The organism is Legionella tunisiensis (assembly GCF_000308315.1).
GTDB classification, from domain to species: Bacteria; Pseudomonadota; Gammaproteobacteria; order Legionellales; family Legionellaceae; genus Tatlockia; species Tatlockia tunisiensis.
Map to the genome: position 1 here is coordinate 31,149 of NZ_CALJ01000311.1, position 8,461 is coordinate 39,609.

Genomic DNA, 8,461 nt, shown 5'->3' on the forward strand with positions numbered 1-8,461 from the left:
GGGAAGAGAAGCATGTGTCCCAAAAATTTTCTGGTGAACTGCCTAAATTTTGTTTTGTTGAATAGCATTATGATTCAATGGTCCTGGCTCAGGATTATTGGACATATTACTAGCGCTAGAGCTAGAGCTAGAATTATCGTCGCACGAAGAATAACTAACCGGTGATGAAATGCCAGCACTTAGTACATAGGAAGATTGTTCACTTGATGATTCTTCAGCTTTATCCTGACTTTGTTCATCAGTAGTTGAGAATTCATCAGCAAAATTGGGCAAATTGCGAGAGGGATGTGAGGAGATATTACTTAAGATCTGATCCATCACTGTATTATCAACTGGCTTGAATTTTTTAGGAGTGGTTTGCTCTTTTTTACTGTGGGTAGAGTTTTTTAATTTGTCTAGTAAACTTCCATTGCTGGATTTTAAAAGATTAGGGTTTTTCTTTGTAATCGATGGGTTGCCATATTCAAGTGCCAGTTGAGCATTGTGCCTCATATAGTGAGTATCATTCTGTTTATGAATGGTTTCAGTATAAATTCTAATTGATCCGGTGAATGTCTTCTTCGTATAATTAAATGATTTAGTTGCTTTGTCCTTAACATACTCTGTTATTACGCTCCACCTGCTTATTGGAGGTTTTTTAGCATTTTCTAGTGTTTTTTGCTTTAACAAATAATCTTCAATGCTCGTTTTCAATTTATCTAGTTCTATTTGTTCTTGTTGACTCAAAGGCAGTTCTTTTGTTTCAAAGCCGTTTTCTGTCTTGACTAAATATTTATTGGTTTCTTGTGCGGCAGTAAAATGCTTGTTGATTTCATCTTCATTAATATCGCCTTTTTTAGCCTAAGTTCTAAACATAGCCTGTGCAAGTACCGATATGTCTCATAATATAAGATTATATAATCGTTATTTTCTTTATCACTTAGTTCATCAAGAGTATTAATTGCATTAATGTTTTCTTCTTCCTGGATGATTTGAAGTTGAATTTGACTAATTATGGTTTGTTGTTGATCTTTTAGGTTAAGACTTTTGGGAGATAATCTATTAAATTGCTTAGTGTATGACTCAAATTTTCTTTTAAGGACTGCAATACAGTTAAGTTTAGTAAATATTGATTAACTTTTTGATTTAAACGCTGTAATATTTTTTCTTCTTCATTGGTTAAGGGTAGGTTCGTTTTTTCAAGTTCACCACCTTTTGTAAATGAATATTGTTTGTTTGGTTTAGAGGCATGTTTAAGGCATTTCTTTACTTGTTCCACATCGCCAATATTAAGTTGTTTTAATGTAAGTTCTAAATAGAGAACGTTTAAGCGGCGGTAGTACTCATAACTAATTAAAAAATTAGTATCCTCGCCAGTTTTTTTGTTTCTTCATATGCGTTAATTTGACCGAGCCTGAGTGATTCTTGATTAATTTCTAATAAAATTTTGCTTAATAGCAATGCTGATCGTTGATTTTCACTTTTGAAAGCATTAATTTTATCTTTTTGCTCGTTCGTTAATTTTGACATAATATGTAATCCTATATATGTAATCCTATTTTATCCCATGGTTTGCGGATAGGAACCAAGTAAAGTCATCATCACTGACATACTACTTAGATCTTCTAAGGCTGCCTTGATGTGTGGTTCTGTCTGGTGCCCCTCAAAATCAATAAAAAGAGATAGCTCCAATTACGATGGCGGTAAGGACGTGATTCTATCAATGTCATATTGATATTATATTTAGCGAAAGGAGCAAGTAGATGAAGAAGACTACCCGGTTCATGCGGCGTGGAAATAATAAGTGAAGTCTTATCGTGACCACTGGGAGTAGGTAGTTGTTTGCCGATTATAATAAAGCGAGTTGTGTTGTTTGCGTAGTCCTCAATATGTTGATGTAATTTTTGCAATTGATAAATGTCTGCGGCTTTATCACTACAAATAGCTGCTGATTCAGGTTCCTGGGCTGCAAGTCGAGCAGCAAGACCATTACTAGCTACTTCTTTTAGGGCTACCTGCGGATAACGAGTAGCCAACCAGCGTTGGCATTGAGCTAGCGTTTGTTGATGAGCATAAATAATTTTCAATGGCTTTTCTGGATCGAGACGTGAAAAATGGTGATGAATACGTAGTGATATTTCGCCGCAGATCTGTACATCACTGGTAATTAGATTATCCAATGTGATATTAACCATACCCTCGGTGCTGTTCTCAATAGGTACAACACCATAGTTAGCATTACCATTTTCCACTTGCTTAAAGACTTCAGCAATTGATGTTTGGGGCACCATATTAACGCTTTCACCAAAATGTTTCTCAACCGCTTGTTGTGAAAAGGTGCCTTCAGGACCAAGATAAGCAATGGACAATGGTTGTTGTAAGGCAAGGCAGGCTGTCATAATATCGCGAAAGATACGGGCGACTTCATGATCTGGCAATAGACTATTATTGTTGGCAACGATGGATCGCAAGATTTGCGCTTCGCGCTCGGGGCGATAATAAACAGGGTTTTGTTGCTGTTGCTTAATCTTGGCTACTTCTACAGCTAATGCTGCACGATCGCGTATTAAGTCAAGGATCTGTTGATCAATTTTATCAATTTCTATGCGTATTTGTGCAAGTTTGTCAGTCATGGCTGTAGGCCCCATTAATAAACTTCTTTCACAACTCTACTGCCCTGGAGAATGGCTTCGTCGATACGGGGATCGAATCCTCATATACGAGGTGTATACGGCGGTTCTGCGTGCCGTTTCTCCTCGCACTTCTCTCATGGCAGCGAGTTTCGAAAGAAGTTCGAGTGCTTTGGAGTCTGTCTTACAAAGCTAGCAGCCTTGCTAGGCAAACCCTTATTTTATATCCAACCTTTTTTTACGTAGATAGAGTAAAAATGCGGGAAAGATCATAATTAGGATACCACTGGCGAATACTAAACGGAAATGGCCAGCACCCCCCATATCCATACTGCTTTCAGGAGGTATAAAACCAACGATCAGTGTCATTGCACAACCGATAAGACCCAGAATACAAGTTAAATAATAACCGATTCGTCCACCGGGAATGACAAAGGGGCGAGGCAAGTGAACAAATTTTTTCTTTAAATGCCAAGCAGCAATGAACATTAAAACATACATCATGATATAGAGTTCAGTACTAAGGGCAGTAAACAGCCAATAAATAGCATTGATACTGGGAAACAATAGAAAACCACTACAGAGTAAAGTAACGAGTACAGCTTGGAGTATTAAGATTCGTGAAGCGATGCCGTGTTTATTTCTGCGATAAAGCCAATGAGGTAAGAAGCCATTATCAGCGGCAAGTAATAAACCTTTAGCGGGAGAGATAATCCAATTCACCATGCTACCTAAACTGCCAAGTAATAATAAGATGACAATGACAGGCATCAGAACTGTTAAATGATAGGATTTAAAAAAGTTCGTGAAGGCTTGCATCACGCCATCTACCAAGCTGATCTTGGCTTGTGGGAGCACAAAGGCAATAGCTAAAGAGCCTAAGATCATCGTTGTTAGGATCAGCATTACCGAAAAGAGCATCGCACGGGGGAAATTACGCTGGGGATCCCTTACATTGCGTACATGCACGGCTGCTAACTCCATACCGAGAAAAGAGGTCATAATTGCTGTTAAGGATACCCATGATTGGCTATCTTTCCAATGTGGAATCAGGTTATGCCAATTCAAATCGATGGCGATAGGGTTTCCCTTGATAAGCCAAATAACGGCAAGAAGGATAATAAAACCCATAGGTAGAATCATACCTACTACAGCACAAAAACTGGCGAAGGCTGCTGAGGCACGCAAACCAGCTAACCCCAGAATGGTGAGCGACCAGAAAACTACCAAAATGACGCTAATTAAATAGTACTTGTTTTGCGCAAGATCTGGATTAATCAAATAAGCCAGAGTTCCGGCAATAAACGAGAGTATAGTTGGATACCAGACCATCGTATTAATCCACTGTAGCCAAATGGTAAAAAAGCGGCGCTTTCGCCAAAGGCATGTTTAACCCAACTATAGATTCCGCCTTCTTCTTCAGACCAGGTAGAAGAGAGTTCGGCAGATACTAAGGCAACTGGGATGAGAAATACCAGGGCTGAGAAGGCAAAAAGAAAATCAGCGAAGAACCAAAAAGCGCAGTTGCTGGCAAATTACGGATGCTGTCAATGGCACCTGTAATTAATAAAACAAGTGCCAGTACAGAAATTTTTTCGGAAGACCAGGCTTTCATAGTAGTTGACAGTCCCAAGACGCTATTGGCAAAAAGATAAGCATTATAAGTTAATGCAGGAAGTGATGAAAAGTATTTTTCTATAATGACTTGTATAAGTTCAGTGAAAATTTTAAGAAACCATCTTATTGCGTATTAAGATGTGTTGTCTACAAACCAAGATTACTATTAAATTAACGTTGTTATAGCTATTAAGGGAATAAAAATGTTCAGATTTTTTAATCAAAAAAGTAGAGCGTGTGCATTGATGCAAGCGTTGAATACCACGGCACTTCTTATTGCACTTAATGAGATAATCAACGATCCTGAACATGCATGGGAATGGGGTTTGGAGGCGTTGACCCATTTTGTAAGTATTTTAGCGTTGGTAGAAAAGCCTTCTCTACTTGGCAATGCAAGCTCGGTTTCTCTTAACTTTATGCGTATAGGCGCTATTTTTAGTGGCGTTACATCGGGATGCAGCACGTTGTCTAATCTCACTAATCTATTTGACGCTGCTGGTCATTTGGGGAATATTGTTGTACCAGTGGCGACAGCAGAACGTGAACCTGCTCGAGTACCACACTCTGTTCCGTAATTTAAAGTGAGTAAAATGTCTTTCGCAATTCGCTGTAGTGAGGGCAGAGCGAATTGTGAAAGCGGTCTATTCAAAGATGACCGTGTGCCGTAATAAGGATACGGCGTGCAGTCGCATGGTTACGGTGTTCGCAAAGATAGATTCCCTGCCACTGCCCTAATGCCAGTTGGCCTTTCTGTAAAGGGATGGTTAGACTGGCACCTAAAATTACATTCTTTATATGTGCTGGCATGTCATCTTCACCCTCTAAGGTATGACGATAAAAGTTATTATTATCCGGTATTGCTTTATTGAAATAGGATTCTAAATCCAGTGGTACATCCGCGCAGGTATTCTCACTGATAGCGAGTGAAGCGGATGTATGTTGCAGAAAGAGATGAACTAAACCAGTATGTATCGGAGGCATCGTGAGAAAAACTTGTTTTATTTCCGCATTAATGAGATGGAACCCTCGTGCTTTTGGTGTTAAAAAGCATTCGCTTTGCCAGTATTGTGGTGTTTTGATGATGTTTTTATCCATGACGATAACCATCACGACATGCAGGTGAGTTAGCGGTGGTCCTATGGCGAGTTTCCCATTCTTCGTGAGTATATAAATGCAGACTTAAGGCATGTAAACCATTGCTAAATTCTTCAGACAATAAACCGTTAATTAAACGATGGCGCGTCAGGAGAGTTAATTTAGAAAATTTTTCAGAGGCAATGACTAGCTTAAAATGCGTTTCAGCACCCACAGGGACATGATGCCTATCGGATTCATCTTCAACACTCAGGAAAAAGGCTTTAATTCTGTATTGAGCAAGTCAGTGATTCGTTGTTTGCGTGACATTCGTTTTGCCATTAAATAACTCAAGATTGCTAAAGTATACGCATTACACAATCCATTGTCATATTTTTGGTTTTTCCTTGGTAGACAATTCTGACATTTGCAAACTAAATTGTTCAATTTCAACCTGGATGTTCGAGGATGGTTAGTCAGATTTTTCAATTAGCTTGATTTTTTAGTTAAAAATTTAATTCTTTGGGTTGTTCCCATAACTCACTATCTGCTTTATGGATGTTTTTTATATTATTTAGGATAGCAAGATCTCATTGAAATATTCTATGATTTCCCCTATGGTTGTACGCATTAATTTAATTAGCAACAATGTGGTTAAGGAGCAGGGTATGAAACAAAAAGGTTTCACTCTTATTGAGTTGATGATTGTTATAGCCATTTTAGGGATTCTCATCTCTATTGCGGTTCCTGCTTATCAGGATCACATGACGAAGGCTCGAGTAGTAGAAGGGTTAAATTTAGCTTCCACAGCGAAGATTGCTGTGGCTGAAATAGCCTCATCTAATCACGCTTTGCCAGCTACTCAGAAAGAAACAGGTTATACCAGTCCTGCCCCAACTCCTAATGTTAAGTCAATTACTATAGGGGCCCATGGCGTTATTACTATCACTTACACTCCAAAAGCAGGTGATGGCACAATTTTGCTTGTTCCAACTCTCCAGACCAATGGTGAGTTAACCTGGACTTGTAACACAGGAACTTTGGCGGCCAAGTACCGTCCAGCGAGTTGTCGCAGTTAAGCCTGACTTTGACGAGAATAAAGAACAGTCCTTTCTTTGAGCTGATATGGTTTTCGTTATCATGTTAGCTGGTTATGGGTTTTAGAAGCATTGGCTCTGACTGGCTCCTTGTTGTTGCCCAGTTTAGAAAAAAAGCCGGATCTACCGGCGGGCTTTTTGTCAGAGCCTTCACTAGTTGTTGTGTCAGAAGGAGTTAACCCTGCGACTATTTTTTGTAAACCATAGGTCAGTGTTTTTAACGATTCAAGATCTTCATTACGTTGTGTAAGTTCTATTCTTAATCCAGTAACTTCTGATGTTAGTGCGGTAATTTGATGCTGTTGCTTAGCAACTGTTTGTTCGAAATTCGAGCTTTTTTGGCGGCATGTACAGCAACAAATTCTGCTTTCTGAACTTTTCCACGCAACGTTTGAGTGCTTTCTCGGACCTGTGTGTGAACTGATTTTTGCGGGTGAAGAGCAGATTTGGATTTAGGTGTAGTTTCCTGGATTGCGCCAAGAAAGGTTGCGACCTGGCCTTCTGTTGATTCATCCTTACAGTCTTGTATTTTGCCGCCAATAGACAATTCAAATACCTGATCACTGTACGTGGTAGCTGCTTTTTTAATGGTTTCTGGCTCCCATGATTGAATCTCTGCTTGATAACGTTGTGTCAAAGAGCGGGCAAATAATTCAGCCATTTTTTTGCATGATCGGGATTGTGTAATATTTCCAAAATATTTTGCATTCTTTTATCTTCAAAATGCCCCAAAACAGTATTACCTATTTCCTTCAACGTAAAAGAAGCAATAGTGTCAAGTAAAGAGCCGACTACTGGGACACTACCGAGCAAGCTACCCACTACAGAAGAGGATAGATCAATAGCTTTTTCTCCCAGTCCAGCTTTTTTCTCCACCAATTGGCTAAAAATAGAAATGACACCAATAATTTTTGCCCATAATACGGTGTAGCTGGTGTTATAAAAAAGGCTATTTTTTCATTGCTATGAATTTTTTAGTTCTGTCAGCTTTCTTGTTTTGCCATCCAAATATTCCTGAGCTAATTCATCTTGTATTGGGATTTTGGCGTCTAATTCAGCCTGTAATCGTTCTTGTTCATGATGAATGATGGTTGTGAATTTTCTTTCCAGATCACTGACTAATGTGCTAAAAACTTGGCCATTTAGCAGTTGATTGAATAAATCAAGAATATCTTTTTGGAGATCTTGAGTTTTTTCATTGATCTGTTTTTCTATCTCTGAAGAAACCTCTCCTCTATGCCTTTCTAAACTATGCTCTAATTCTTGCAGTTTAAGGTGTAGAGCATTAACTTCTGAGCTGGTACTCATAGTGGCATTACATAATTCTAAGGCTTCTACATAACGTAGGGTCTGTTCTTCCTCGCTGACTGAGACTGCTAATAACTCTACCAAGCCTGAATTTTTACGTTGCAGTAACTCATTGCTTTCTTCCAGAACAGTCATTTTTGTTTGCTGTTGTTCTTTACTTATACTAGCTAATCGAAGTTGTTCTTCGATCAATTCAATATGTTTTTTGTTCATCTCGCTCTTGTTTTAATCGCCTAATTTCTTGTTGCAGTAGGATAATTTCTTGGGTTAAAACTTCATTTTCAGCTCTAACAAATTCACGCTTTGCAGCAATATCTTGAGGGGTTTTTATTAAGGAATCATAAGCAGGTGGTGCGTCATCCGTGGGTGGATTTGGAAGTTGATCAAACGGCATAAAGCATACTCCCTTGCTATATACTGAATCTAAATAATAATTAGCAAAAAGGAAGAAAGCAAACTTGTAGACAAAAGCCTCAAGGTAGAGAAGCCTATTGAGAAATAGCAGCGGTTATGAGATTTCTTACCTGGATGCAATGGTGATCCAGGTAAGGTGGTCGGTAGATTATCTACTTGACTGTAATCCCTAAAGTTTTTGAGCGACTAATTGATTTTTCAAACGCACATAATCAGGTAAGCCATTCTTATAAGGGGGATAGGCTTCACCCTGAATGAGAGGCGCTAAATAACGGCGGCAAGCATCAGTAATACCCATACCATCCGCTGCAATAAATTCTGCCGGCATCGATTTCTCCTGGT

12 protein-coding genes and 2 pseudogenes are annotated in these 8,461 nt (G+C 38.9%); 2 read left to right on the top strand and 12 right to left on the bottom strand.

Going from position 1 to position 8,461, the window contains the following annotated elements:
- Positions 1–42 precede the first annotated feature (42 nt).
- The 5 genes and pseudogenes from BN58_RS18865 to BN58_RS38095 all read right to left on the bottom strand — a co-directional run bounded on the left by BN58_RS18865 (position 43) and on the right by BN58_RS38095 (position 4,242).
- The gene (locus tag BN58_RS18865; protein WP_019218161.1) at positions 43–726 is read right to left on the bottom strand and encodes a hypothetical protein; all 684 of its coding nucleotides are present in this window, start codon (positions 724–726) and stop codon (positions 43–45) included.
- A 286-nt stretch (positions 727–1,012) separates the two neighbouring features.
- On the bottom strand, positions 1,013–1,258 hold the full coding sequence (locus BN58_RS18870) for a hypothetical protein (RefSeq protein ID WP_019218162.1): 246 nt from the start codon (positions 1,256–1,258) through the stop codon (positions 1,013–1,015).
- Between the two features lie 346 nt (positions 1,259–1,604).
- Entirely contained in the window at positions 1,605–2,612 is a 1,008-nt protein-coding gene (gene pheA, locus BN58_RS27275) for a prephenate dehydratase (protein ID WP_269570473.1), read from the bottom strand.
- Positions 2,613–2,825: 213 nt separating this feature from the next.
- Positions 2,826–4,087: pseudogene (locus BN58_RS27280) on the bottom strand (amino acid permease).
- Entirely contained in the window at positions 4,060–4,242 is a 183-nt protein-coding gene (locus BN58_RS38095) for a hypothetical protein (RefSeq protein ID WP_408605511.1), read from the bottom strand. The pseudogene BN58_RS27280 and the gene BN58_RS38095 overlap by 28 nt, the downstream one beginning before the upstream one ends.
- Positions 4,243–4,429: 187 nt before the next feature.
- Between BN58_RS38095 and BN58_RS18890 the strand changes: the two genes are divergently transcribed.
- Positions 4,430–4,801, top strand: coding sequence for a hypothetical protein (locus tag BN58_RS18890; RefSeq protein ID WP_019218164.1), 372 nt, complete (start codon positions 4,430–4,432; stop codon positions 4,799–4,801).
- Between the two features lie 70 nt (positions 4,802–4,871).
- On the opposite strand, the gene BN58_RS18895 is transcribed toward BN58_RS18890, so the two are convergent.
- Positions 4,872–5,321: a secondary thiamine-phosphate synthase enzyme YjbQ gene (locus tag BN58_RS18895; RefSeq protein WP_019218165.1), complete on the bottom strand. Its 450-nt coding sequence runs from the start codon at positions 5,319–5,321 to the stop codon at positions 4,872–4,874.
- Positions 5,314–5,535 (bottom strand): BolA family protein, encoded by a 222-nt coding sequence (locus BN58_RS27285; protein ID WP_019218166.1) that lies wholly within the window; start codon positions 5,533–5,535, stop codon positions 5,314–5,316. Before BN58_RS27285 ends, BN58_RS18895 begins: the two co-directional genes overlap by 8 nt.
- A 433-nt stretch (positions 5,536–5,968) precedes the next feature.
- Between BN58_RS27285 and BN58_RS18905 the strand changes: the two genes are divergently transcribed.
- Positions 5,969–6,379, top strand: coding sequence for a pilin (locus BN58_RS18905; protein ID WP_026069610.1), 411 nt, complete (start codon positions 5,969–5,971; stop codon positions 6,377–6,379).
- A 298-nt stretch (positions 6,380–6,677) separates the two neighbouring features.
- Here the strand turns inward: BN58_RS18905 and BN58_RS38315 are convergent, their stop codons facing one another.
- From BN58_RS38315 to BN58_RS31300, 5 genes and pseudogenes are all read right to left on the bottom strand, one after another.
- Positions 6,678–7,058, bottom strand: coding sequence for a hypothetical protein (locus BN58_RS38315; RefSeq protein WP_019218168.1), 381 nt, complete (start codon positions 7,056–7,058; stop codon positions 6,678–6,680).
- Entirely contained in the window at positions 7,031–7,273 is a 243-nt protein-coding gene (locus BN58_RS18915; RefSeq protein ID WP_019218169.1) for a hypothetical protein, read from the bottom strand. The genes BN58_RS38315 and BN58_RS18915 overlap by 28 nt, the downstream gene beginning before the upstream one ends.
- Before the next feature lie 87 nt (positions 7,274–7,360).
- Positions 7,361–7,918, bottom strand: coding sequence for a hypothetical protein (locus BN58_RS18920; RefSeq protein ID WP_019218170.1), 558 nt, complete (start codon positions 7,916–7,918; stop codon positions 7,361–7,363).
- Positions 7,899–8,099 carry a hypothetical protein gene (locus BN58_RS18925; RefSeq protein WP_019218171.1) on the bottom strand — a complete coding sequence of 67 codons (201 nt, stop codon included), beginning with the start codon at positions 8,097–8,099 and terminating at the stop codon, positions 7,899–7,901. Before BN58_RS18925 ends, BN58_RS18920 begins: the two co-directional genes overlap by 20 nt.
- 189 nt (positions 8,100–8,288) lie before the next feature.
- Positions 8,289–8,461 (bottom strand): annotated as a pseudogene (locus tag BN58_RS31300) (diphosphate--fructose-6-phosphate 1-phosphotransferase); the annotation flags it as partial.

Coding starts and splice junctions, on each gene's coding strand:
- BN58_RS18905 (WP_026069610.1), top strand. CDS start 5,969: ATGAAACAAAAAGGTTTCACTCTTATTGAGTTGATGATTGTTATAGCC.
- BN58_RS18895 (WP_019218165.1), bottom strand. CDS start 5,321: ATGGATAAAAACATCATCAAAACACCACAATACTGGCAAAGCGAATGC.
- pheA (WP_269570473.1), bottom strand. CDS start 2,612: ATGACTGACAAACTTGCACAAATACGCATAGAAATTGATAAAATTGAT.
- BN58_RS18890 (WP_019218164.1), top strand. CDS start 4,430: ATGTTCAGATTTTTTAATCAAAAAAGTAGAGCGTGTGCATTGATGCAA.
- BN58_RS38315 (WP_019218168.1), bottom strand. CDS start 7,058: ATGGCTGAATTATTTGCCCGCTCTTTGACACAACGTTATCAAGCAGAG.
- BN58_RS18920 (WP_019218170.1), bottom strand. CDS start 7,918: ATGAACAAAAAACATATTGAATTGATCGAAGAACAACTTCGATTAGCT.
- BN58_RS18925 (WP_019218171.1), bottom strand. CDS start 8,099: ATGCCGTTTGATCAACTTCCAAATCCACCCACGGATGACGCACCACCT.